18 protein-coding genes are annotated in these 26,890 nt (G+C 36.4%); all 18 read left to right on the top strand.

The features are described 5' to 3' along the window. The first annotated feature begins 668 nt into the window (after positions 1–668). Positions 669–1,313: a TVP38/TMEM64 family protein gene (locus tag AA0017_RS16070; RefSeq protein WP_413376069.1), complete on the top strand. Its 645-nt coding sequence runs from the start codon at positions 669–671 to the stop codon at positions 1,311–1,313. 350 nt (positions 1,314–1,663) lie between these two features. Further along, the gene (locus AA0017_RS16065; protein WP_413376067.1) at positions 1,664–3,937 is read left to right on the top strand and encodes a cellulase family glycosylhydrolase; all 2,274 of its coding nucleotides are present in this window, start codon (positions 1,664–1,666) and stop codon (positions 3,935–3,937) included. Between the two features lie 88 nt (positions 3,938–4,025). Further along, positions 4,026–6,059 carry a beta-galactosidase gene (locus tag AA0017_RS16060; protein WP_413376065.1) on the top strand — a complete coding sequence of 678 codons (2,034 nt, stop codon included), beginning with the start codon at positions 4,026–4,028 and terminating at the stop codon, positions 6,057–6,059. Between the two features lie 71 nt (positions 6,060–6,130). Then, positions 6,131–8,497: a glycosyl hydrolase family 95 catalytic domain-containing protein gene (locus AA0017_RS16055; RefSeq protein ID WP_413376063.1), complete on the top strand. Its 2,367-nt coding sequence runs from the start codon at positions 6,131–6,133 to the stop codon at positions 8,495–8,497. A 443-nt stretch (positions 8,498–8,940) separates the two neighbouring features. After that, positions 8,941–10,725 (top strand): sensor histidine kinase, encoded by a 1,785-nt coding sequence (locus AA0017_RS16050; RefSeq protein ID WP_413376060.1) that lies wholly within the window; start codon positions 8,941–8,943, stop codon positions 10,723–10,725. 91 nt (positions 10,726–10,816) lie between these two features. After that, positions 10,817–12,367: a response regulator transcription factor gene (locus AA0017_RS16045; protein WP_413376058.1), complete on the top strand. Its 1,551-nt coding sequence runs from the start codon at positions 10,817–10,819 to the stop codon at positions 12,365–12,367. Positions 12,368–12,578: 211 nt separating this feature from the next. Next, positions 12,579–13,538, top strand: a complete 960-nt coding sequence (locus AA0017_RS16040; RefSeq protein WP_413376056.1) for an ABC transporter permease — start codon at positions 12,579–12,581, stop codon at positions 13,536–13,538. Positions 13,539–13,579: 41 nt separating this feature from the next. Then, positions 13,580–14,461, top strand: coding sequence for a carbohydrate ABC transporter permease (locus AA0017_RS16035; protein WP_413382642.1), 882 nt, complete (start codon positions 13,580–13,582; stop codon positions 14,459–14,461). A gap of 82 nt (positions 14,462–14,543) precedes the next feature. Next, positions 14,544–16,247 (top strand): ABC transporter substrate-binding protein, encoded by a 1,704-nt coding sequence (locus tag AA0017_RS16030; protein WP_413376054.1) that lies wholly within the window; start codon positions 14,544–14,546, stop codon positions 16,245–16,247. A gap of 140 nt (positions 16,248–16,387) precedes the next feature. After that, complete coding sequence (gene yicI / locus AA0017_RS16025) at positions 16,388–18,703, top strand: alpha-xylosidase (RefSeq protein ID WP_413376052.1); 2,316 nt, start codon at positions 16,388–16,390, stop codon at positions 18,701–18,703. A 38-nt stretch (positions 18,704–18,741) separates the two neighbouring features. Continuing rightward, positions 18,742–21,555: a glycoside hydrolase family 3 C-terminal domain-containing protein gene (locus tag AA0017_RS16020; RefSeq protein WP_413376050.1), complete on the top strand. Its 2,814-nt coding sequence runs from the start codon at positions 18,742–18,744 to the stop codon at positions 21,553–21,555. Between the two features lie 96 nt (positions 21,556–21,651). Further along, positions 21,652–22,182, top strand: a complete 531-nt coding sequence (locus AA0017_RS16015) for a hypothetical protein (protein WP_413376048.1) — start codon at positions 21,652–21,654, stop codon at positions 22,180–22,182. 57 nt (positions 22,183–22,239) lie between these two features. Further along, complete coding sequence (locus AA0017_RS16010; protein WP_413376046.1) at positions 22,240–22,917, top strand: YesL family protein; 678 nt, start codon at positions 22,240–22,242, stop codon at positions 22,915–22,917. Position 22,918: 1 nt separating this feature from the next. Then, positions 22,919–23,164 carry a hypothetical protein gene (locus AA0017_RS16005; protein WP_413376044.1) on the top strand — a complete coding sequence of 82 codons (246 nt, stop codon included), beginning with the start codon at positions 22,919–22,921 and terminating at the stop codon, positions 23,162–23,164. A 590-nt stretch (positions 23,165–23,754) separates the two neighbouring features. Continuing rightward, positions 23,755–24,456, top strand: coding sequence for a TasA family protein (locus tag AA0017_RS16000; RefSeq protein ID WP_413376042.1), 702 nt, complete (start codon positions 23,755–23,757; stop codon positions 24,454–24,456). 129 nt (positions 24,457–24,585) lie between these two features. Then, the gene (gene tapA / locus AA0017_RS15995) at positions 24,586–25,461 is read left to right on the top strand and encodes an amyloid fiber anchoring/assembly protein TapA (RefSeq protein WP_413376040.1); all 876 of its coding nucleotides are present in this window, start codon (positions 24,586–24,588) and stop codon (positions 25,459–25,461) included. Continuing rightward, positions 25,462–26,061 carry a signal peptidase I SipW gene (gene sipW, locus AA0017_RS15990; protein WP_413376039.1) on the top strand — a complete coding sequence of 200 codons (600 nt, stop codon included), beginning with the start codon at positions 25,462–25,464 and terminating at the stop codon, positions 26,059–26,061. A gap of 50 nt (positions 26,062–26,111) precedes the next feature. Continuing rightward, positions 26,112–26,810 (top strand): LPXTG cell wall anchor domain-containing protein, encoded by a 699-nt coding sequence (locus AA0017_RS15985; protein WP_413376037.1) that lies wholly within the window; start codon positions 26,112–26,114, stop codon positions 26,808–26,810. Positions 26,811–26,890: the final 80 nt, after the last annotated feature.

The raw sequence follows: 26,890 nt of genomic DNA, 5'->3' as shown, positions 1-26,890 counted from the left end.
TGCGACTTTTATATGATGGCTTCGGGATTCATTGGTGCCTTATGATTCCCTTTGCGACTTTTATATGATGGCTTCGGGATTCATTGGTGCCTTATGATTCCCTTTGCGACTTTTATATGATGGCTTCGGGATTCATTGGTGCCTTATGATTCCCTTTGCGACTTTTATATGATGGCTTCGGGATTCATTGGTGCCCTATGATTCCCTTTGCGACTTTTATATGATGGCTTTGGGATTCATTGGTGCCTTATGATTCCCTTTGCGACTTTTATGTGATGGCTTCGGGACTCATTGGTGCCCTATGATTCCCTTTGCGACTTTTATATGATGGCGTTGGGACTCATTGCTGGCCATTGATTCCCTTTGAAACTTTTAGTTGATGGCTTTGGGATTCATTGGTGGCCTATGATTCCCTTTGACACTTTTAGTTGATGGCGTTGGGATTCATTGCGGCTCTTTGATTCCCTTTGCACCTCCTAATTCACTCGCTTCGGCTTCAATGACTCCCAAAATCTACTCCTGCCCTCTCCACCCTCAAAAAAGAGGTAGTTCGACAAGTGATAGTCACCTGTCGAATTCTGAAAATGAATCGAACATTTATTCATTTCTCTTTACTCTCCTTCGTTTTGTGAGAAAATAAAGGGAGTTTGAAGATGGGAGATTCTTTTATGAACCGTAAAATAATCATTATATTTATATATTTATTAGTGGCTTTATCTATTTTTGTATATGGAGAAGGGCTGCTTGTTTGGTTACAAGAGGGTGGAACGCAATTTGTCTTATTAACGATGGTGTTGGCTACATTGTTTGCCCTATTTCCAATTATTCCGTATCCGATCATCGGAGCGTTATTAGGAGCTGCTTATGGTGGGGTTTTAGGAAGTGCGGTCACGTGGATTGGTTCTTCACTTGCTTCTATTATAATGTTTGTTTTTGTCCGATATGGATATCAGGATTGGGGAATTCAGCTTTTGAATCGGTATCGTTCATTAGCAAAGGTGACGAGACTTTTTGAACAAAATGCTTTTATGACGATTTTTATGACACGATTAATCCCAGTCATTCCATCCATTATCGTCAATATCTACTCGGCCTTAAGTCAAGTTCGGTTTCTATCCTATGCGATTGCTTCATCCTTAGGGAAAGTTCCGGCGATGATCTTGTTTGCAACGGTTGGAAATTCCTTTGTTCATAACCCTAGTCAAATCTTATTAATAGCTGGAGCCTATGCCATTTTCTTAGCGGTCGTATATGGTTGCTATCGTCTTTGGCAAAAAACAGCGGTGAAAACAGAAGAGCTTCCTAAATTATAGGGGCTCTTTTTTAGTACAGAAGAAATGAATTTAATGACTATACGGATGAATGAGACCTCAATTGTTAGGACAATAATTGGAGGTGTTTTTATTATAGAAAAAACGATTAAAGGGAAAGATTAAAATCGATTTTTTCCTGTTTGAGGTTTATCACTATTTTTTATATAGTTTTGCCTCTAATTAATCCGGTTTTTTGGTTATTTCGCCTATGTTATTTTTAATATGAAAGCGTTTTAATTTAAGGCTGTAAAAGGAGGTTTTAGCTAGTTAGGATGGTAGAAAGAATTTTGTTATCACCCTTTTTGTTTTGTCAGTGTGATAGTTAATAGTAAAAGGAGGATATTTGGAGAATGAATGTAATGGGTAATATTGGTAGAGGAAGACTCCTTTGGAAAACTAGCATGAGCATATTAGCAGCGGTACTTGTTATAAGTATGTTTTTGGTGGAAACAAGTTTTGCATTCAATGAAGACAAACAAGAGGTGGATATTCAACAATATGTAGAAGAGATGCAACCAGGATGGAATTTAGGAAATACATTTGATGCAGTTGGGGAGGATGAAACAGCCTGGGGCAATCCATTTGTATCAAAGGAATTAATCAAAGAGATTACCGCTCAAGGCTTTAAAAGTATTCGAATTCCTCTAACGTTTGATCAGCGTATGGCTGAAGGGCCTGATTATACAATTAAAGAGGATTTTCTTAATAGAATTACACAAGCAGTTGACTGGTCTTTAGAGGAAGGTTTATATGTCATGATTAATGTACATCATGACTCTTGGATTTGGTTAGAGTCTGGTATGTATGAAGAATATGATGAGTCCTTCACTCGTTTTCAAGAGATATGGCAGCAATTATCTGCTCATTTTAAAGATTATCCGCTAGAACTGATGTTTGAGAGTATTAACGAACCAAGGTTTTGGGGGACAGAGGAAGAAAAAAGAGGCTTTTTATATGACCTAAATACTTCTTTTTATGACATTGTTCGAGAATCGGGTGGTCATAATGATAGACGCCCGTTGGTTTTACCGACCTTAGATTCGAGTCCTGATCATATAGAGGAATTGGAGCATTTATATGAAACGATTATCGAACTAGATGATCCATATTTAATTTCTACTGTTCACTTTTATGGATTTTGGCCGTTTAGTGTCAATGTGGCCGGCTATACTCATTTTGATAATGAAGTAAAAAATCATATTATGGAGACATTTGATCGGGTAGCAGATAAATTTACAGCCAATGGTATTCCAGTTGTATTAGGAGAGTATGGGTTATTAGGCTTCGATACACATACAGGAGTCGTTCAGCAAGGAGAAAAATTGAAGTTTTTTGAATTTATGATTCATTATGCACAAGAAAAAGAAATAATCCATATGCTTTGGGACAACGGTCAACATTTTGGACGTACGACGTTTGAATGGGCTGATCAAGAGCTCTATGACATGATGAGGGCTAGTTGGGAGTCGCGTTCTGCCACAGCCGAAGCGAATTTTCTTTATTTACATTCGGGAGAGGATATAGAGGATAGAAGCCTTGAACTTAATCTGAATGGAAATGAATTTGTGTCTTTACTTTTGGAAGGGCAACCATTGATAGAGGGAGAAGATTATGTTTTAGATGGTCAACAATTAATCGTAAAAGCCAATTTATTAGAAGAGCTAACGTCAGCTGACTCATTAGGTGAGAATGCTCTGTTAACCGCGACGTTTAATCAAGGGGCTGATTGGTATATTAAGGTCATTGTGTATGATACTCCTGTTTTGGAGAATTCAGAAGGTAACACAAGTGATTATGTCATTCCTACTCAATTTAATGGTGATGCCCTACAAACAATGGAAGCGATTTATCCAGATGGAAGTGCAGCTGGACCACATGATTGGACGACATTTAAAGAATTTGGCTATGCGTTTTCACCAGATTATGAAAAAAACGAAATCAGTTTTCCTTATGGTCGTTTTTTCGATGAATTAAATGATGGGGACGTAAATCTTACCTTCTATTTTTGGAGTGGTGAGACTTTAAGTTATCAACTTACAAAAAATGGTGATGAGATTGTCGGTATATTTGTTTCAGAGGATGAAAAGACACCACCAGAAACTGAGGAGGAAAATCCAGTACCAGATTTAGAGGAAGAAAATGATTCAGTTGAAGAAGATCAAAAAGAGGAGCAAATAAAAGAATTACAACAGAAAGTAAAGGAATTGCAAGAACAAATTAGTTCTCTTCTCAGTCAAATCGAAAGTTTAGATGAGACAGCTGAAATCTCTGAAATAAAAAGGAAACTGGAGGAGTTTCAAAGATTTCTGGAGGAAGAGCTGAACAGTTTGGAATTTGCACAAGCCTTAAATCAGATTCAAGAAATGGAAAGTGAATTAAATAGATTAAAAACTATCATTGAGGAATGGCAGAAAGAGAAGGAAAAAGAAGAAGAAATTTCCTCAACTAATAACAATGAAGAAGAAGGGTCTAGTGGAGGAGGAGCGGTAGACAAAAAGGGCGGAGACATCCTGCCAAATACGGCTACGAATGTATTTAATTATCTTCTGCTTGGAGGACTATTGTTCATATTAGGAGCGGCGCTTACTGTTTACTTAAAGAGGAGACAATCGTTTGAAATGTAGGGAAAAGGAGCTTCCAATGTGATTACACTTGGAAGCCAACCATCTCTATCTAATGAAAAGCATGACATTAACAATGGAGGTTAAATCAATGATAAGTCGTAAACTCCCGAAGGTTTGGTACGGTGGTGATTATAATCCTGAACAGTGGGATGACCCTGCTGTATGGGAAGAAGATATTCGAATGTTTAAAAAGGCAGGGATTGATATAGTGACTTTGAATGTATTTTCTTGGGCACTCAATCAACCTAATGAAGACACTTATCATTTTATAAATTTAGATGCTCATATTAATCGGCTTTATGAACAAGGGATTTATACATGTTTAGCTACAAGTACGGCTGCTCATCCCGCCTGGATGGCAAAGAAGTATCCTGACGTACGGCGGGTTGATTTTTATGGAAGAAAAAGAACATTTGGAGGTAGACATAACTCTTGTCCGAGCAGTCCCACTTATCGAGAGTATTCAGAAAAAATGGCTGATCAATTAGGTGAAAGATATAAAGGGCATCCAGCTGTTTTAATTTGGCATGTTTCAAATGAATATGGGGGTTACTGTTATTGTGAAAATTGTACGAATGGTTTTCGACAATGGTTACAGAAAAAATATGGGAGTTTAGAAAAGCTAAACCAAACATGGAATACGAGATTTTGGGGACATACCTTTTATGAATGGGACGAAATTGTCGTTCCAAATGCTTTAAGTGAAGAAGGCGAAGGGAATGTGAGTGCGTTTCAAGGTATTTCATTAGACTATCGAATTTTTCAATCTGAAAGTTTATTAGAGTGTTATAAATTGGAGCATAACGCTTTAAAAAAACATACACCAGATCTTCCGGTTACGACCAATTTAATGGGGACCTATCCAGAGTTGGATTATTTTAAGTGGGGAAAAGAAATGGATGTCGTTTCATGGGATAGTTATCCAGGAATCGATACGCCTGTTAGTCTGACAGCGATGACCCATGATTTGATGCGTGGATTGAAAAATGGTCAACCATTTATGTTAATGGAACAAACGCCGAGCCAACAAAATTGGCAACCGTATAATGCCTTAAAGCGTCCAGGTGTGATGAGATTATGGAGTTATCAAGCGATGGCTCATGGGGCAGATACGGTCATGTTCTTTCAATTAAGACGTTCTATCGGAGCTTGTGAAAAATTCCATGGTGCTGTGATTGAACATGTTGGACATGAGCGCACGAGGGTTTTTAGGGAGACAGCCGACTTAGGAAAAGAGTTACAGCAGTTATCAGATGTTTTTATCGATTCGAGGATAGAGGCAAAGGTAGCAATTGTTTATGACTGGGAAAATCGTTGGGCGATTGAGTTATCGAGTGGACCTTCTGTGTCGTTAGATTATGTTAAAGAGGTACATAAATATTATGCCGCACTGTATGAGTTAAACATTCCAGTTGATATTGTTAGCACAGAGGATGACCTTAGTAAATATGACCTTGTTATAGCTCCTGTTTTATATATGGTAAAAAAAGAGTATCACGAAAAACTAGAATCTTTTGTGGAAAAAGGAGGAACGTTTATTACCACTTTTTTTAGTGGAATTGTTAATGAACATGACCTAGTGACGTTAGGGGGCTATCCAGGAAAGCTTCGAAAGCTGCTAGGTATTTGGGTTGAAGAGATCGATGCTCTTGATCCCAGCCAATTTAATCAAATCGTCATGAAGGAAAAGTGGGGAAGGCTAGAAGGACATTATGATTGTAATCTTCTCTTTGACATTATTCATACGGAAGGAGCTGACGTAATAGCAGAATATGGCTCAGAGTTTTATCAAGGTTTACCGGTTGTTACGTCCAATCCTTATGGGAGTGGAAAAGCGATTTATGTTGGTTCAAGTGGAGAGCAGGCTTTTATAAATGGTCTCATTGAAAACTTGTGTCAAGAAAAAGGGATAACCTCCCTTCTAGTTACACCGAGTGGAGTTGAAGTAACTGAGAGAAGTAAAGAAGGAAGAGCCGTTTTATTTGTTTTAAATCATAATGACATTGAGACTTCATTCGAGGTGAAGGAAGAGTTCGTTGACCTTTTAACGGGAAGCGAGATATCAGGAACTATACAGTTAAATAAACAAGGAGTCATGTTATTAGAAAAAGTAAAAAAGTGAATCTAAAACAAAAATTAGGCACTTCTGTTATTAAAATTTACAATTCGCTCGAACAAAGGAGTTGAGGTAGCGTGATAAAAAAAGAAGTGAACAGTGAAGTTCCGGCGAGAGGATTGGTAAGTGAAAGAGCGGCAGAACGGTGGGAGGAGGCATTAGTAACAGGGAATGGCAAAATGGGTGCTTTAGTATATGGTCAACCATTAAATGAAACGGTTATCCTTAATCATGAGAAGTTATATGAGCCATTTCATGAAGAGGTTGTTCAAAATAATCATATAGCCCCATATCTAGGTGAAATTAGAGAAAGGATGAAAAGAGGAAAGTTTAGAGATGCAGCGGAATTATTTGCTCATAAGTCTGGACATCCTCTTCTTTGGACGGATGCCTATCATCCCGCATACGCACTAAAATGGAATCAATCCGAACAAGGAGTTATTAAAAACTATCGTCGCTCAGTTGATTTTGAAACCGGAGAGGTGAAAGTAAGCTGGGAAGATGAACGAGGGGGCTATGAACGTAACTTATTTATTTCGCGAGCGGATGATGTGACCGTTCTTCAGATGAAGTCAATAGGGGATGGGAAGTTAAATGGTGAGCTTTTGATTGAGGATTTAATTCATGAGGGCAGTGGAACGTATAAAGTGATGACTTGCGGAGCTCATCTATCCTTTGCTTGTAAATATACCGTCTCCCAAAAAGGATATGTGGGAAGTTCGTATATTTTATTAAAAGGAGAAAAGGGAAATATTAGTTCAGAGAATGAGCGTTTTATCATTGAAGAGGCGAATGAGATTATCGTATTTACTGAAATTATTCCGCTGAGTGATTATCAAAAGGAAGAAATAGAACAGTTAAATAAGCTCAAATCAAAACTTTTGACATTAGCAGAAACCGCATATAGTGAATTACTAAAAAAGCATGAACAGCTTCATGGAGAGATGTTTAATCGAATGAGTTTGTCTATTGGCCCCCCAGATGAAGGTGATGTGGCGACCGAGTCATTGCTTTTCAATCAGAGCCAAGAGCTGGACCAGCGTCTTTTACAGAAGATGTTTGATATGGGACGGTACGTCTTCATTTGTTCCTCTGGTGATTACCCTCCTAATTTAGTTGGTTTATGGACAGGCGATTGGCGTCCACCTTGGAGTGGGGATTTTACAACAGATGCGAATGTGAATTTAGCGGTTTCATGTGGTGGGATTGGGAATATGCGAGAAGCATTGGAAGGTTATTTTCACCTTATTGAAAAAATTTCGCCAGATTGGAAAATAAATGCACAAGTTTTGTATGGCTGTAGGGGTTTTTTAGCAGGTTCTAAAACGGATGGCAATCATAATATTCATACCCATTTTAACGTTGACTGGCCACTAGGTTTTTGGACAGCGGGAGCACAATGGTTAGTTATGCCCTTTTTTGAATGGTTTCAAATTAGCGGTGATAAAGAGTTTTTTGTTGAAAGAGCACTGCCTTTAATGAAAGAAATTGCCTTGTTTTATGAAGATTTTTTAACGGAAGAAGATGAACATGGAAAAAGCTTATTTATCCCATCTTATTCTCCAGAAAATACGCCGGTCATTTCAAAAGAATTACTTCAGCAAGGCTGGCAGACAAGTCAAGCTTCTATAAATGCAACGATGGATATCGCTGTGGCTAAAGAGCTTTTGATAAACTTAATCCAAATATGTAGTGAACTACAAATAGAGAGTGAAAATATCGAAAAATGGAAAATACAACTTGAGAAACTCCCTGATTATATGATCAATGAAGATGGAGCTTTAAAAGAATGGATTCATAAAGACTTACATGATCAATACGACCATCGCCACATCTCTCATCTGTATCCTGTATGGCCGGGGCATGAAATCACTCCTGAATTAACGCCTGAATTATTTAAGGCTTCAGAAAAAGCGCTCAAATTGAGAAAAAGAGGAAATTATTCTGCTCATGGGGTGATGCATTGTGGTATTGTAGCTGCCCGCTTAAAAAATAAAGAGTTAGTAAGGGAAAACTTAAAGCTACTTTTAGAAGGAGACTATATTTATTCTAGTCTAGTCACTTCACATAACCCCAATCGTGAAATTTATAATGTTGACGCAAATTGTAGCGTGCCAACATTAGTATTGGAAATGCTTATTTATTCATACCCAGGTATGATTGAACTATTACCTGCACTCCCAAAAGAGATGACAAAAGGTTGTTTAACAGGTGCCCTTACTCGAACCGCTGTAGAGATAAATAGATTAGAGTGGGATCTAGAAATGAAAAAAATGAAAATCGTCCTCCAGTCTAAAAAGGATCAGCAAATTGAGGTAAGAATGAGAGAAGGCCTGGCGAGTATTTCTAGTAACCATGCCCACTTAGTTCATTTAAAAGATCAAACTCATTTAACGGTGACGCTATTAGAAAATGAGCCATTAGAAATAAATATCAATTTATAAAGTATAGAAGTCGGGCCAATTAGAAGTAATCGACATAATTGGTCGGCTTTTTGTAAACCCGTATTCAAACCAAGCCTATCTGCCCTCGTCACGGAAGATCCAAGCCACCTGTAAAATAGAAACCTAAAGAACCACTGATCTGAAAAAATAATCGGATGTAGGGTTATTTTTCATCCCTTATAAAAGGCTGTAAAAAAAGGACTCTCTGGCCAGAAAGGGATATCAAGCGTGCCCCCCATCCCGGGAGCGATCGGATTTCCTCTTTCTCGTTGAAAGAGTTTTTTTAATTTCGGGCTTACGGTTATATCAAATTTTTGTATGATTTATTTAAAAATTGTTGCTGTATATTTTTTGGCTTATCTAATATAAAATGAAAATAAATATAGTTTTTTTATATAATGAAAGCGTTTTCTGTTAGAAATTAACTACATTGGAGCTCACTTATGAAGAAATTTTTTCTCAAGAAAGTGAATAATATGAAATTAAGAAATAAGCTGATTTTTTCTTTCCTAGTAGTTGTTTTTATTCCTGTTCTGATCGTGGGTCTTTTTTTGACATCTGAATTACGGAAGATGGCTTTAGATAGTACTCTTGAGCAAACGGCTTCGGATATGACAAGAATAAAAGCGAGAATTTCTGATGCCTTGATCCCACCAGCATACGTATCTAACGCTCTCCTGGTTGATCAACGATTAAAAGATATCGTTAATACAAATTATGATTCTGTCTATGAAGTAGTAGAAGCATATAGAAATTTTAATTATTTTGAAAACAATATTCGTTACTATAATGAAATTGAAAATATTCGATTTTATGTAAATAATGATTCAATGTTAAATAATTGGAGATTTATTCCTGTTAAAGCGGAAATTTTAAAGGCTGATTGGTATCAAGAAGCGATAGCAAATAGTGGATTAATGAGTTGGGGAGTTATTGAAGATGAAATAAGAGGCATCAAGAACAATTTTAGCATTACAAGAATGATACATTTTGCAGAATTTAATACGTATGGTGTTTTAGCTGTGGATATAAATACAAATTATCTTAACTTTATTCTGTCACAAGAAAGTCTTCCTATTTTGTTCTTAGATGCTAAAAATAATATCGTCGCTACGAATGTAGGCGAGCTATTAGGAAATAATTTAGAGGCTCTTACCATATCGCCTAAATTAATAAAAGGTGAATTGGGGACATTTCAAGATGTCGTATTCAATGATCCTTCTCATATTATGGTGGATGCTATTAGGGTCCCAAATAGTGTGAATGACTTAAGAATTGTTTCGATCATTACGGATGCTCAAATAATGGAAGGTGCTAATAAGTTACAGAGATTAGGTTTTATGGTGATTTCGATTAGTATCATTATCGCCCTTTTCTTAATATATGGTGTCTCACACTTAATTTCTAAACGAATATCGATATTGAGTAAGAAAATCCAAACGGTAGCAGCTGGGAATTTAACGACGTACGCTCAAGTTGAAGGGGAAGATGAAATCGGGAAATTGTCCAAAGAGTTCAATCGGATGACGATAAGTATTAAGGAGCTATTAGAGGAAGTTGAACAAAAGAATAAGGAAAAAAATGTATTAGAAAAAAGACAAAATGAAATGAAGTTAAAAATGTTAGCGAGTCAAATTAATCCTCATTTTCTATTCAATACGTTAGAAACGATCAGAATGAAAACCCTTTTAAAAGGTGAAAAAGAGATTGCCCATGTTGTGAAAAGATTAGGGAAATTATTGCGTATCAGTTTAGAAGTTGGCGGGAAAATGGTTCCGTTAAAGCAAGAAATGGATATGGTCACTGCCTATTTAGAAATTCAAAATTTCCGTTTTGATGAACGCCTCGAGTATGAGTTGAATATAGATTCAGAGTCTCTTAATATTGAAATTCCACCATTAATCATCCAGCCGTTGGTGGAAAATGCGGTTATTCATGGGCTAGAACGTAAACTTGAAGGCGGTAAAATTGTTGTAGAGACCAAAATAAGAGGAGACGAGCTATTTGTACAAGTAATTGACAATGGAATCGGGATATCAGAGAAGAAAAAAGAAGAAATCTTCTTTGTATTAACAGAAGATAACATGGAAGAGGAGAGTAGGATTGGAATAAAGAATGTCCATGAACGTATTTTATTAACTTATAACACTGGTAAAGGACTGGTTATTTTTAGTGAAGAAGACAAAGGGACTCGAATTTCTTTTACAATTCCATTAAAGAGAGCTTAAAAAAATGAAAAAAATTTATTAATTCTTTTTACATGTGAGATAACTTATTGGAAAATGTCATTGCATTCATTCTAAAATAGAGGTGGTTTTCATGTATAAAGTATTGATCGTTGATGATGAAACAACCGTTAGGGAAGGTTTAAGAGTGGTTATACCTTGGGAAGCATATGGTTTTCAGGTAGTAGCATTAGCTCAAGATGGTCAGACCGCCTTGAATATGTGTAAAGATGAAGAATACGATTTGATTATTTCTGATATTCGGATGGTGGGAATGGACGGATTACAGTTAATTGAGAATATTCGAGAGTTTGATAAAAGAATTCAATGTTTAATTTTAACTGGGTATGCCGATTTTAACTATGCGAAAAAAGCGATTCAACACAATGTAGCTGGGTATTTATTAAAGCCAATAGATGAAGAAAATTTAATAGATGCGTTAGTGGAAATAAAGCAAGAATTAGATAAAGAGAATACGGTTCAAGAATTAACCTTAATTGAAAACGAGCGAAAAAAAGAGATGTTTATTTTATCTAATGTACTGAATAGTACGTACGACAAAATGACTACTGAGAGAAAAAATCTAGCAAAAGAATTCGAAATGGAATGGGATAAATATCAAGTTCTATTAATTCGAATGGAAGAGAAAAAACCTGAAATATTTCAGATTTTGACGATAAAAGAGCAAATAAAGAATTTAGTTATTCATGACAAAGAAGCTAGTCTTTTTTTACACGAAGCTTATTTAGGCATTATTATTAATTGTAATATTTATAAAATGAGTGTGATTGAAAAGCTTTACAAAAAAATTAGCGATATATTGAAAAAAAGTGATATTAATTATACCGTCGCTTTAGGTAATTGTGTGGATTCGTTATGTGAAATTAAAGATTCATATAAAACAGCTTTAACCTTAATCGAAAAGAAGTTTTTCTTTCCAGAAGATCAATTGCTCATAAAGGGTCGAGAATTAATCAGAACAGAAAAGGAAAAATCTTCTACCCAGATGAAGGATATTATTGATAGAGTATACATGGCCTTAGAAGTTGGTGAGCTACATATGGTTGAACCAACACTATCAGGCATCTTTGATTTAGTGGATGTTCCTTATTCCGAAGAAAATGTAAAAAAGAATTATGTTTATGCCCTAACAATCGTTATGAATAAACTTCAAAAGGAAAAGCCAGAGAAAGAATCGTTTATTTCCAATACATCCGAGAAGATATTGGAAATTTATCAATTGAAAAATTATTTAGAGTTAGAGCGTTTTGTAAATTTGTTAATGGAAGAGGTTTATCGAGAATTTAAATATGATCAGGCGGATGATCAACTAAAAAAATTATTAGTCCTAATCAATAATAATTACCATGAGAATTTAAAACTAGAAAAGCTTGCAGGTCTTTTTAATTATAATAGTGCTTATTTAGGAAAGTTATTTAAAAGCTATACGGGAGAATATTTTAATACGTACCTAGATAAAGTGAGAATAAAAAATGCCAAAAAATTATTATTAGAAGGTCTTAAAGTGTATCGTGTTGCTGAGATAGTCGGTTATAATAATGTAGATTATTTTCATAGCAAGTTTAAAAAATATGTCGGATTATCGCCGTCCACTTATCGGCGAAAAGAGAAAAATAACGTGTAAAGAACCTCTTCTTTTTTTGAGAGGTTCTTTGTTGTGTAGTCTAAATACAAAAGATGATAATTTGATTCTATAAACCGATAAAAATCCCTTATAAATCAATTATGTAAGCGGATTCTTAATCCAATTATTATATGATTTTAGTAGTAATCATTTGGGTATTTGAAATGCTTTAAATTAGCTATGATAGAAGAGTAAAGAGGGAGGGATTACATTGAAAATTTCGGTCGAGTCACAGCAATCAAAAGTAGTTATTCCAAAGAAAAAAAACTTTTGGGAGACAATGAAGAAACAAAAAATCTTATACTTAATGTCAATTCCAGTCGTCATATATGTATTCATTTTTAATTATCTTCCGGTTTGGGGCTGGACGATGGCTTTTCAAGATTTCAGACCGGGAAGGGCATTTTATGAACAGGAATGGGTAGGATTTGCTCATTTTATTGAACTATTTAATGACCCACATTTTTATTTAGTTTTACGGAATACGATAGCGATGAGTGTGTTATTATTAGTGGCCGGTTTTTCGATTCCGATAATTTTTGCCGTTTTCTTAAATGAATTAAAAGATTCTATATTTAAAAGATCTGTTCAAACGATTTCTTATTTACCTCATTTTGTCTCATGGGTAGTTGTAGCAGGGATCGTAACAAAGATGCTCTCAACGGATGGTGGAGTCATTAATGATTTATTAGTAGGTTTGAACATAGTTGATAATCCGATACAGTTTATGGCAAAAGGGGAATGGTTTTGGTATATATTAACAGCTTCTGATGTTTGGAAACAAATGGGGTGGAACTCTATCATTTTTTTAGCTGCTATGGCAGGTGTTGACCCGCAATTATACGAAGCGGCGAAAGTAGATGGAGCTGGTCGATTTAGACGAATATGGCATATTACCTTACCTGGAATTCGCCCAACTATCTTAGTCATTTTGATTTTATCGATTGGAAATTTAATTAGTATTGGATTTGAAAGACAATTATTATTAGGAAATTCTCTAGTGAGAGAGTATTCTGAAGTTTTAGAATTATATGCGTTGAATTATGGTATTGGAATGGGAAGATATTCTTACGGTACAGCTATTAGCATATTTAATGCGATGGTAAGTATTGTTTTGTTGTTGATTGCAAACGGAGTATTTAAACGATATTCAAATACAAGTGTTATGTAGTGGGGGTGACTATCGTGAGGAAGAAAAAAGGTTTGAATAGAATGACTCCAGGAGAGAAACTTTTTGATTACTTTAATTATTTGTTTATGGGGATTGTTATTGTCGTGATGCTCTACCCATTTTTAAATGTTCTTGCTATATCGCTAAATGAATCGACGGATACAGTAAGGGGTGGAATTTATATATGGCCAAGAGAATGGACGTTTGATAACTATGCGGTTATATTGCGGTACGATAGTTTGGTTACTGGGTTTATAAACTCTGTTTTAAGAACGGTTATTGGGACTGTATTAGGTCTATTTGTTTGTTCAATGGTCGCTTATACTTTGGCGAGAAAAGACTTTCAAGCAAGACGATTTGTTTCCACGGTTATTGTCTTAACTATGTTTTTTAGTGGGGGATTAATTCCAACCTATATGTTAATGCGTGATTTAGGATTAATTAACACATTTGCGATTTATATTTTACCGCTTTTAGCGAGTCCATGGAATATTATCATTATTCGTTCCTTTATGGATACGCTTCCAGCTGCCTTACAAGAGTCAGCTAAAATAGATGGCGCCAATGATTTCACGATTTATTGGAAAATTATCTTACCTATTTGTAAACCTGTGTTAGCAACAATTGCCTTATTTATTGCCGTTATGCAATGGAATATGTGGTTTGACACTTATATTTATAATAGTGCAACCCCTGCTTTAACAACGTTGCAATATGAATTAATGAAAATTTTACAAAATACAGCCACAAGTGCAGGGATTGACGCTACCCGTGGTGGACAAGGGGCAGACTTGGTAAGTCGAGTATCACCAGAATCGGTTCGGATGGCGATTACGATTGTAACGATTGTGCCTATCTTACTTGTTTATCCATTTTTACAGAAATATTTTGTAAAAGGTATGACATTAGGGGCAGTGAAGTAATGAAATCGGTAACGGCTCGTCATCTTAACGAAGGGTACGAGTTGATATACAAAGCTTTTTATAATAAAGGGAGGGTTATTTTATGATGAGCAAGTACAGAAAAAGGTTTATGTTATTTTTTATCATCGGTTTATTTTTTAGCTTAGTAGCTTGTAGTGGAGGTACCGATACTACAACTGACAATGAGAATGAGACAATTGTCGATGTTGAAATTGATGGTGATTTAGAGCCGATTACGTTTAGTTTGTTTGCAGCAGATAATAATCCAGATTGGGATGGAATGAATTCACCGATTGGGCAAGAGATTTTAAAAGCAACCGGTGTTACATTAGAAACGGATTATGCCATTGGCGATCCAGCGGAGAGAATCTCTTTGTTTGCAGCTGGTGGAGATTATCCTGACTTTATGTTACCAAAAGGGGATGGCAACTTATTAGTTGAAGCTGGTGCCATGGTAGACTTAAGACCATTAATTGAAGAACATGCACCGAATATTCAAGAAATTTATGGAGATTATTTAGAACGGATGGTATGGAGTGAAGAGGATGATTCGATTTATTTCATTGGTACAAATCCAGTAGATGAAGAATATAGAACTCCAGGTAATGGATTTTGGTTACAACACGCAGTCGTAGAAGAATTAGGTTACCCTGAGATTAATACATTAGAAGATTTTGAGAACGCTATCAGAACTTATTATGAAATGTACCCAGAAATTGATGGTCAACCTACGATTCCATTCACCCTTTTAGCTGATGATTGGAGATTATTAATTTCCGTAACAAATCCTGCTTTCTTTTCAACAGGTGCACCTGATGATGGGGAATGGTTTATTGATCAAGACACCTATGAAGCAAAATTACACTATAAAAGACCGGAAGAAAGAGAATACTTCCGTTGGTTAAACCATATGAACACAGAAGGCTTATTAGACCCAGAAAGCTTTGTTCAGCAAGAAGATCAATATAAATCTAAAATTTCTTCTGGACGCGTGCTAGGTATGATCGATGCCGAGTGGTCAATTGCCGATACTCAAACAGCGCTACGAGAAGATGGCAAGTTTGACAGAATGCATGGCGTTTATCCGGTTACGTTAGATGAAACGTATAAACACGGGAACTTTAAACCTACTGGGTATCTTTCGACATGGGGGATCGGAATTACTGTCGATAATCCAGATCCAGTGCGTGCGATTCAATTCTTAGACTGGATGGCGAGCGAAGAAGCTCAAATTTTAAACAACTGGGGAATCGAAGGAGAACATTATCAAGTTGATGAAGAGGGCAACCGTTATTTAACAGAAGAACAACGAGAAGAGCGTCGAGCTGATAGCACATTTAATGAAAGAACAGGAATTAATGTTTATAAAGCTTATGGTCCTCATTATGGAAATGGTGTCTTAGATTCAGCAGGACAACCGTTTACAATCAATACACCAGAAACATTAATTGAGGATTATACAGAAGTAGAAAAGGAAGTCTTAGCCGCTTATGGAGCAGAAATTTGGAAGGATTTATTTCCACAAGAGGATGAATTCCGACCAAGACCATATGGTGCTGCTTGGGAAATTAATTATGGTGCCAATTCACCAATTGCTGTGCCATTCCAACGAGCACAAGATGTGATGTTTACGAGAATCCCACAGGTCATTTTAGCTAGTCCAGACCAATTTGATGAAATCTATGATCAGTTTATGGATGAAATTAGTACGGATGCTATTGAAGAAGCGGAAAGAGAATTTACTAAGCTTGTTCAGAACCGTGTTGAGCTCTGGGGAGGAAACTAATACCGGAGGAAATTTATAGAAATGGTCCTCTTGAATGCCCGTTATGTGACATGGAGCCGTAACGGGTATTCTATTAAAAAATGAGTGACAGAGACATTATATAAATCGCAATCGCTGTCGAGGATAAGGAGTGTTTACTAATGAAATTTACAGATGGGAATTGGCTAATCAGAGAAGGGTTTGAACTGATTACACCTGTTCAACTATTTAAAGCAACATATGATGAAACAACTCTATCAGCCTTAGTAGCCCCACAAGATCTCACCAATCGTGGGGCACAATTAGACTTACCATTACTTACTGTTGAATATTCTTCCCCTTTTGATGACGTAATTCGTGTCAAGATCGTTCGCCATAAAGGGGGAAAGCCACGTTATCCCCAATTTCCAATTCATGATCAAAGGAAACACATAAATATAACAGAGAATGACGATGAAATCTCTTTATCTAGTGGAAAGTTAACCGTACAATTGCAGAAAACAGGCGGTTGGGGAGCCCGGTACTTATATGATGGAGAATCAATAACTGGCAGCGGCTATAAAGGGATGGCTCATATAACAGATTCTACGAAAAGGACCTATATGCGAGAAGAGCTAGGTATATCTGTTAGTGAAAATTTGTATGGCCTTGGGGAACGGTTTACCCCTTTTATTAAAAACGGTCAAGTAGTCGATACTTGGAATAAAGACGGTGGAACGAGTACAGAGCAATCCTATAAAAATGTTCCTTTTTACTTATCAAATAAAGGGTACGGAATTTTTGTTAATCATCCGGAAAACGTTTCTTTTGAAATAGGCTCTGAGAAAGTATCTAAAGTTCAATTTAGTGTAGAGGGGGAGTCGTTAGAGTATTTTATTATTGGGGGTGGAAATCCGAAAAAGGTGTTGGAGAACTATACGACATTAACAGGTAAACCAGCCCTTCCTCCAGCATGGTCGTTCGGATTATGGCTGACGACGTCTTTTACAACTAATTATGATGAAGAGACCGTTAATCAATTTGTACAGGGGATGACAGAGCGAGAATTACCATTACATGTTTTTCATTTTGATTGTTTTTGGATGGAAGCATTGAAGTGGTGTGATTTTGAATGGGATAAAGAAGTATTTCCTGATCCAAAAGGAATGTTACAGCGATTAAAGGAAAAAGGTTTAAAAATATGTGTTTGGATTAATCCATATATTGCTCAACAATCACATCTTTTTGATGAAGCGGTAGAAAAGGGATATTTATTAAAAAAAGAAAACGGCGATGTTTGGCAGTGGGATAAATGGCAGCCTGGGATGGGAATTGTAGATTTTACCAACCCTGAAGCGTGCAAGTGGTATAACTCTCACTTAGAAAGACTGTTAGATATGGGGGTGGACAGCTTCAAAACGGATTTTGGGGAAAGAATTCCGACAGATGTCGTTTATTATGACGATTCTGATCCGATGAAGATGCATAATTACTATTCCTATTTATATAATAAAGTCGTTTTTGAATTATTAGAGGATAAATTAGGTGTCGGTGAAGCAACCTTATTTGCACGCTCATCAACGGCAGGTGGGCAGCAATTTCCCGTTCATTGGGGGGGAGATTGTGACGCAACCTATGAGTCGATGGCAGAAAGTCTTCGTGGTGGTTTATCGTTAGGATTATCTGGATTCGGTTATTGGAGTCATGATATCGGCGGATTTGAAAGTACAGCACCTGCTGATTTGTATAAACGATGGGCGGCCTTTGGTTTACTTTCCAGTCATAGTCGATTGCATGGGAGTAAATCGTACCGAGTCCCTTGGAACTATGATGAAGAATCAGTTGATGTCATTCGCTTTTTTACGAAGTTAAAGTGTTCGCTTATGCCTTACTTATATAACGAAGCCTTCCGTTCGTCTAAACTTGGAATTCCTATGATGCGTGCAATGTTACTGGAATATCCAAACGATCCTTCATGTGATTATTTAGACCGCCAGTATATGTTAGGGGAGTCTTTACTAGTAGCACCCGTTTTTAGTGAAAAGGGAGATGTTTCCTATTATTTACCAAATGGTTCGTGGACCAATTATTTAACGAATGAAGTGATTGAAGGTGGCAAATGGATAAAGGAGCATCATGATTATATGAGTCTCCCACTATTTGCCCGTCCTAACTCTATCATTGCAGTTGGAGATACAGAGACAAAACCAGATTATGATTATGCCGAACAAGTAGAGCTTCATGTCTTTCAAATAACGAGTTCAGCAACTTCTATCATTAGAAATCAAAATGGAGAAGAGGAGTTCACCATAATGATTGAAAAAAATGAAGCAGCTTTAAAAGTGAAGCTCAATAAAATGCCTACTAAACCGTGGAGTATGATTCTTCGAGGGATGGAATCAATCTCTAATGCAGAAGGGGTAGCCATTGAAAGAACGACATTTGGGGTAAAGTTATCATCTGAGAAAAAGGTTCAAGAGTTTACGATTCAATTGTAAAAGGTGTCTAAAAAATCGCCATATAGGGAGAGATTTCAGTGCCTCAAGCCGTAAAATTTCCATTTCAGAATACAGAGTTATTAATAGAAGAAAGAGTAAGAGATTTAGTTAACAGATTTACACTTGATGAAAAAATAGAATTAATGATGCAACATCAGCCCGAAATTAAAAGGCTAGGGGTTAAGGCTCATAAACAAGGAACAGAAGCGGCTCATGGAATTGCATGGTTAGGCGAGGCGACGGTATTTCCACAAAATATAGGGTTGTCTAGCACATGGAACCCAAATTTAATGAAAAAAATTGGAACCGTTATTGGTGATGAAGCAAGAGTATTTTATCAAAGAAACCCTTCCAAACATGGGTTAACTCTCTGGGCACCAACGGTTGATATGGAAAGGGATCCACGCTGGGGTCGTACCGAAGAAGCATATGGGGAAGATCCAGAATTAACGGGACAATTAACAACAGAATTAGTTAAGGGAATGCAAGGCGATGATCCGGTTTATCTTAAGTCTGTAGCCACTTTAAAGCATTTTCTTGGAAACAATAATGAAATAAATAGAGGTGAGTGTTCCGCCAGTATTGACCCAAGGAATATGCATGAATATTATCTTAAAGCATTTAAGCCAGCCATTGTAGAAGGAAAAGCGAAGTCTATCATGACCGCTTATAATTCGATCAATGGCACACCAGCTCTTCTTCATCCTTATGTAGAGAAAGTAGTTAAACAAGAATGGGGAATGGATGGTTTTATTGTAAGTGATGCAGGAGATGTAGTAGGAATTGTTAATGAACATAAATACTATGAAACTTATTCAGAGGCTTTAGCTGATACGATTAAGAGCGGAATTGATAGTATTACGGATGATGTGGAAATTTCTATTCAAGCAATGAAAGAGGCATTATATAAAGGATTACTTGTAGAAGCTGATCTAGATAAAGCTCTCATTAACACTTTTAAAGTACGATTTAGGCTCGGTGAGTTTGATGAAGAAAGAAATCCCTATGCCTCTGTCTCTGAATCGAAATTACTTGCAAAAGAGCATAAGCAACTTTCTTATCAAGCAGCCCAAGAACAAGTGGTTTTGTTAAAAAATGATGGGCTCTTGCCTCTGAATAAAAGGGCGACTGAGTCGATAGCTGTCATTGGGCCACTTGCAGACGATGTTCAAGTTGATTGGTATAGTGGGACCCCGTCCTATCGGGTCACTGCCTTAGAAGGAATTAAGAATAAACTCGAAAATAAAAAGGTCACCCATAAATCTGGGAATCCTCTGATTCGAATTCGGACGGCACAAACAGGTAGTTATCTAGGGGTAAATCAGTCATTTAATCATGCTTTGGTGGCTAACTGTAAGGTTGAGGAAGCAGAGGTATTTGAATGGACGGATTGGGGCTGGGGAAGCCAAACCCTAAAATCACTATCAACAGGTAAGTTTTTGACGATAGATGAAGGGATGATTACAGCTACTGCAGATGAGGCAAGAGGATGGTTTGTGAAAGAAAGCTTTCAACTTATAGAAAGCAGTGAGGGAGTGTATAGCCTTCAGTCTTGGGACGATAAGAGAGTCGTTATCTCAGCTGCTCAATCTTTAGTTGTACAGGAACATGAACAAGAGTTGGTGGAATCGCAAGCTCATTTTGAGATAGACGTACTCGAAGATGGGATTGAAGAAGCGGTCAAAGCCGCCGCCGATCAGGATTATGCAGTCGTTGTTCTTGGAAATAATCCGTTCATCAATGGGAAAGAGTGTGTCGATCGTGAGGATATTATTTTGCCTCCTGAGCAAGAAAAGCTGCTTCAAGCGGTTAAACAAGTGAATTCAAACACAATCGCTGTTCTTGTTAGTAGTTATCCATATGCCCTTAATTGGGCTAATGAGAACCTAGGTGGAATCATGTACACTTCTCATGCTGGACCAGAGTTAGGAAATGCCGTTGCCGACGTATTATTTGGAGATTACATTCCAGCTGGTAGACTAAGTATGACATGGTATCGTTCTGTTGAGCAGTTACCTGATATCATGGACTACGATATTATTAAAGGAAAGCGTACTTATCAATACTTTGAAGGAGACGTCTTATACCCTTTTGGGCACGGATTAAGTTATACGACATTTAATTACAGCAATTTTCAAGTTAGCGAGACGACTTTAACATCAGCTGATAAAGTGAAAGTGACGATCAGTATAGAAAATACAGGAAAATTTGCTGGGGATGAGGTTGTTCAACTTTATGGACGAGCAGAACGTTCTAGAGTAAAACGGCCGCTCAAAACATTATTAGACTTTACTAGAGTTCATCTGCAATCAGGTGAGAAGAAGCAGGTTGAATTTACTGTACCTATTTCAAAACTCGAATTTTGGGATGTAACGCAAGAAAGATATTGTGTGGAAAATGGAGTGTATAGCTTAATGATCGGAAGTTCTTCTAAAAATATAGCTTGCTGTACGGAAATTCACGTTGATGGAGACAAGATTCCGGCTCGTAACTTACATGATGGAGTGTATGCGTTTAATTATGATGATTATGAGAATGTAATCATCGATGAATACGAAGGTAGGAATTATTGTATACGAACTGTGGATAAACAAGGATGGATTGCTTTTCATCAAGTGAACGGAACGACTCCTTGTCAAAAGCTAAAGATCACGACCGTCTCTCATTTAGAAGAAGGAGAAATAAGAGTGAATTTAGGCAGTTTAGATGGTGAAATGATTGGCAAGGTGATGGTTCCTCAATCTAATGATTGGAAGGAAATGGAGATTGAGATATCATCTCTATCAGATGAGAGTGATATATACTTCATATTGAATGGGGATATAAAAGTAAGTAAAGTCCAGCTCCTTTAAAAGAGCAGAAAATAAAGGGGATGCTGTAAGGAAATTAGTAACCTTATGTGACAGCCCCTTCTCCTCTTTTATTTTCACAAAAAAGAAGGTGATAACATGAAGATTAGGTTTTGTGTAGGGACGGTCATGATATTGCTATTTATTTCGGGCTGTAGTGGCCCTACTGAGAAAGAACACTTAAACATTATGGTGTTTTCTGATCTTCCCTTTTCTTATAATGAACGTATTGAAAATTACTTTGAAAACGTCAATAATGATGAGGGCATAAGTATGGAAGTACAAATGTTTTTACCTTCCCCGGAAAAACTAACGGTCGAAATGGTAGCAGGTGAGGGGGATATATATCTAGTTGAAAAATCGCTGTTTCCGATTATCTTTGATCCGGTTATTTTACATCCTCTTGATTCGATTGTAGCGGTTGTTGAAGAAGAAAATCAACATATAGGAAAAAATGAGCATACAGGAGAAGAACATGTATACGCAATGACTGTGGATAGCGATACTAGTTTTTTTCAATATTTAGAAATGGATGAATCCGGCTCTTACGTTGCCGTGATGATAAAGGAACGACCCTTTTATTCATACGGTTTTAGTGTATTAGAAGCTATGATAGATGGAGAGTCTTAATCGACTCATATGTAATATGTATCGAAATCAATACTATTTGTAGAGAAGGTGATCATCATGCAAAGAAGTTGGGTAGATTCACCGCTATATTCGATATCTGATTGGATTATGCGTTTAGCCTATATAAATTTACTATGGCTATTTTTTACGATGATCGGCTTGTTTATTGTCGGTTTTATGCCAGCTACAGTGGCGATGTTTACGGTCATAAGAATGCTTTTGCTAAAAGAAGAGAGCGTGCCGATCTTTAAAACTTTTTTTAACGTATTTAAAAAGGAATTTATAAAATCAAATATCATTGGACTTATTTTAGTTATTTTTGGTTATGTTCTTGTTATAAACTTTACGTATTTAGGGACGATTTCAGGAATGATTCATACATTATTAAGTTTTGGACTTGTATTTATAGGGTTATTTTATTTAGCTTTATTAATGCTTATATTTCCAATGTATGTTCATCTTGATTTGAACTTTTTTCATTACTTTAAACAGAGTTTATTAGTTTCTTTTATTAATCCACATATTATGATCTTTATGGCAGCAGGAATGGTGGCCGTTTATTATCTATTTAATTTTATTCCTGGATTAACTTTATTCTTTTTTGGAAGTGCGATTGCGACTTTTCTAATGTGGTCTACTATGTTAGCTTATAATCGTATTGAAAATAAAAAAAGAAAAATGGTTTCGTCAGGTTCGACAGGTGACAGGCACCTGTCGAAATTTGGAGGGTGTTAATGTGAATCAGAAAAAGCACAGTGTCAATGTAATCGATTTTGTTCGTGCGGGGCATCAATCGGTATTTGTGCAGATATCCGGTTATGATGCCGAGTTGGAGGAACCATTTACTGGTGAGGTGAAATTTTTAGCAGATAGAGTGTTTGGAGATATTATTCACCCTGAACGAACTCATTTATCTCCTGATTGCAGGGAGTATGTAGAAGGGAAGCTATTATCTAAATATCTTAATGGAGATTTTAGCTAACTCATTTGTTAGCTGTAGGATAGAAAAGGTGCTCGTTATTTCCCGGAAAATGTCGAGTCGAAATATTTGTACATGTAGAAGAGCCTCCTAACGATAGGAGCTTTTTTATTTTGGCCAAATGTGCGTTTTTTGAAAAAGATTAGCTTGTCATACAGCGATTTTGAATATTCGTATCATATTACATATTACACATAAAAATTCAGCACAAAATATGATATTACAAACTGAAAAATCGACAGTTGTCTGACACTTGTCGATTTTTTGTTCTTTAAAAAGAATTTAATCTACTATCTTTATGAAAAAGTTATTAAAATCGAGTAAAAAGGAGAAAATTAAAGTTATTTGTTCGTTATATCGGTTATTTGATTGATTTTAACAGTTTACCTTTCTCTGTCATATGAAATATACTATGCTTAACGGTTCGTTATACAGAACAAAAACAACGGATTATGGTTTGGTTGTTCTGTAAAAAGAAATGCAATATTTTAGTCAATGAAGTACCAATGACTTACTGGTTGATACCTTTGTCATAACAAAGGTTCATATAAAAAAACTACATACCCACAAGGGTTGAAAGGATGGAATCATTTATGAGTATTAAGAAAAAGTTAGGTATGGGCGTTTTAACAGCAGCACTGGGTATTTCATTGATCGGTGGAGGAACGTTTGCTTATTTTAGTGATACAGCGACGCAAACAAACACATTTGCATCTGGAACAATTGTTTTAGATGTAGATCCAACCGTTCAAATTCCGATGGAAAATATAAAACCTGGTGATTGGATGCCAAGATCATTTGAGCTTCAGAATAATGGAACTTTGGATATGAAGTATGTTGATCTTAAGACAGAGTATACAGTGACAAAAAATGGTGAGGCCGTTCCGAATCCATTAGCTAATAAATATGCGGAACAACTTTATGTTCAGTTCTTGAAAAATACGACTGGGGATGAAGATTATGAAGTATTGTTTGAAGTCTCTTTAAAAGATTTACGTGATTTAACTCCAGAGGATTTAGCAACGAAGGTAAATATAGAAGAAATTATGAAAGAAGAGGGCTATGAATATTGGCAATGGATTATTTGGCCACTATTTGGTTATTGGGTTACTGTAGATCCTGTATTTGAGGATGTACCAGAAGAAATCACAGGAATTACAGCCGGTGAGACAGCAGATTTTACCGTACAATTTAGATTTAATGATACTGGAAAAGCTCAAAACGATCTTCAAGACTTGGATTTAGATCTTACTTGGACTTTTGAAGGCTTCCAAACAGATGGAGAAGAAAGATAATAAAGTTTCAAGCTGGAAAGGTGAGCTCACCCTCACCTTTCTCCTATTTATTATCATAAATCTATAAATCCCTTTGTACATTTATGATAGCAAATAAAAAGGCCTTTATTTATAGGAGGATTAGAGAAGATGAGAAGTTTACGTGCTGTTAAGTATCGAAAAAAGTATAAGAAGTTAATTATATTAGCACAACTCCTTGCGATATGGTATGCAGTCGTTCTTTCAACAGCTGTCTTAACATCAGATACATTTGCTTTTTTTAGTGATTCTAGTCAATCCAAAATGTCCATTCAGACAGGGACATGGTGGGACGGGAGTGATTTGAGTTTTATAGGTGAAGGTGAAGAACTTGAAGCATGTGTTCCAATGGATATCACTGTAAAAATCAAAAATGATGGGTTTGACATGATTGGTTCGACGGAATATGAAGTGTACTATTCGGAAAATGGAGATCCTAAGGACAATGGCGAGAAAGTCGGTGGGGGTACCGTTGACTCGATAAAACAAGGAGAGAATATGGAACTTGTATATGAGGATGCATCCATTGGTTCCTATATATTTAAGCTCTATCAACGAGATGGCTATGATGATAATTATGAAGAACGAACAGAGCTCTGGAGTGAGAAATTTGTCATTAATGAATGTGTTATGGAAGAAGAAGAGCCTGAAATAGATGAAGAGATTGAAGAAATGGAAGAGGTAGCAGAAGAAGATTTAACGCAGGAAGAAGAGATAGAGATAGAAGATGAAGAACAGCCGACTGAAACTAAAGTTGAAGACGAAAAAACGGATTCAGAAAAAGAAAAGGCTGATGAATCAAATGAGGATAATCCAAAAGAAAACATAGAAGAAAAAGAGAATGAAAAGCCAAAAGACGAGCAACTGAAAAAGGAAAGTAAAGAAGATGAGAAAGAAATCGAGGTCAACAAAGCTGAAACGAAAAAAAAGACCAAAAGTGAAAAAGAAGAGGAAGAATCTGAGTCTACAGAGGAAGGTGACGAATAAATGAAAGTAGCCATGAAATGGAGTAGTCGTCTAATTAGCTTTGTCTTATTTGTAGCATTGGTATTTATGGTTTTTATTGTCATTTCATCAAAAGCGTCTGGGGGAGAACCAGAACTATTTGGTTACCAATTTAAAACGGTCTTATCTGGGTCAATGGAGCCAGAGTTTCAAACCGGATCAATTATTGCGGTGAAACCAGGTGGGGACATGACTCGGTTTAAAGCAGGTGATGTTGTCACGTTTATGGAAGGCGAAAATAAATTAATTACTCACAGAATCATTGATGTTGTGCATAGTGGCGAACATGTTATGTATGAAACAAAAGGCGATAACAACAATGCTCCAGATAGTGCTCTCGTTTTATCGGAAAATGTCGTCGCTGAGTATGTTGGTTTTACGATTCCGTTTGCAGGTTATGTTGGAAATTTTGCTCAGTCAAAAGAAGGAGCGGCTCTTTTATTAATCCTACCAGGGCTTTTACTCTTGATTTATTCAGGCTTCACGATCTGGCAAGGGATATCTCAACTTGAAAAAGATAATAAGGCCAGAAGTAAATTAGAGGAAGTAACAAAAGTAGAAGAAATGAAGGAATCGGTCTAGAAAATCTATCAATGCGGTCGTAAGCTTACCCATTAGCTGAAGGTGATGATATGGTAAATAAAACACGATTTATCTATATATTAGTAACAGCACTAACTGTATTTCTGCTCGGCAGCTTGAGTATCCAATATAGCCAGCAAACGCTAGCAGAAACGAATCCTATCAGTATTTCAACTTCTCCTGATAGTCTTTTATTTCAGGTCGATAACATGAAACCAGGTGATTGGGCGGAACGGAGATTAACAATTCAAAACAGAGGTTCAGAAGATTTTACGTATAATTCAGAAGTGCTGTTTCAAGGTGGTTCTAAAAAGCTTTATAACGAATTTTTATTAGAAATTGAGAATGAGAATGGTCTTTTATATAAAGGGAAGTTAAGTGAGTTCACTGGATTTGAACCAAGACACTTAAAAACATTACACGAAGAAGAACTTTTATTTATTATAAGATTTCCAACTGAGTTAGGTAACGAATTTCAAGGGTTAGAATTTGAAGTGGAGATTAAATTTATAGCAGAGGGAGCAGAACAGTCTCAAGAACCAATCGATCAAGAGGATGATACAGGCAATAATGTGGTGGCACCTCAACGACCAATTTCTGAAAGTGATCTTGGTAGAAAAGTGAAAGATGGTCAAATTCTTCCTTCGACGGCGACCGAATCTTATAATTATCTTGTTCTTGGCATTTGTATAATGGTGTTAGCCAGTCTCTTATATGTATACAATCGGAGAAAGAATGTGAATGAATAGTGCTTTTGAGCTTAGAGTAAAGATATGGGTCTAAAAACTTAGAAAAAATATGAAAGGGCAGTTCTAAAAGTTTATATGCA

This window comes from Alkalihalobacillus phoenicis (genome assembly GCF_047302405.1).
Taxonomy (GTDB): Bacteria; Bacillota; Bacilli; order Bacillales; family Bacillaceae_D; genus Alkalihalobacillus.
Note: the sequence above shows the minus strand (reverse complement) of the source record. Positions and strands in the feature narration are given on the sequence as shown.